Annotated in this window: 1 protein-coding gene; it reads left to right on the top strand. The window is 45.8% G+C overall.

The window, feature by feature from the left end; genetic code table 11:
* Positions 1-524: RnfABCDGE type electron transport complex subunit D (locus tag R7R78_RS29310; RefSeq protein ID WP_225474989.1), on the top strand; the 524-nt coding region annotated here is incomplete at both ends.

The raw sequence follows: 524 nt of genomic DNA, 5'->3' as shown, positions 1-524 counted from the left end.
TTATGTGCTATCCCTGGCTTGGCAGCGCAAACTTACTACTTTGGTTGGGGCACATTAATCCAGCTGATTTTTGCTATCGCCGTTGCAGTATCACTTGAAGCACTCGTGATGATCTGTCGTAAACGCTCGCCAATGAGAGCGTTACGAGACAACAGTGCAATTGTCACCGCATGGCTACTCGCCGTTGCCATTCCACCTTGGTCTCCGTGGTGGATCATAGTTATTGGTTTAATTTTTGCGATTGTGATTGCCAAACATCTTTATGGCGGCATTGGACAGAATCTATTCAACCCAGCAATGGTCGCTTACGTTGTACTTTTGATTTCCTTCCCGGTTCAAATGACCAGTTGGAGTGCACCAACACTGTTGATTCCAGACCATGTGAATTTCGCAGATACCCTCTCTTTGATTTTCACTGGTTTTGATTATGACGGTCTTTCATTGCAACAAGTTCGCGCTGGTGTTGATGGTGTAACAATGGCAACTCCACTGGATGCCTTTAAAACAGGTATTCACACGGGAGC

The sequence above is a fragment of the Vibrio sp. 2134-1 genome (assembly GCF_033339495.1).
This window is presented reverse-complemented; position numbering and strand designations above follow the sequence as displayed.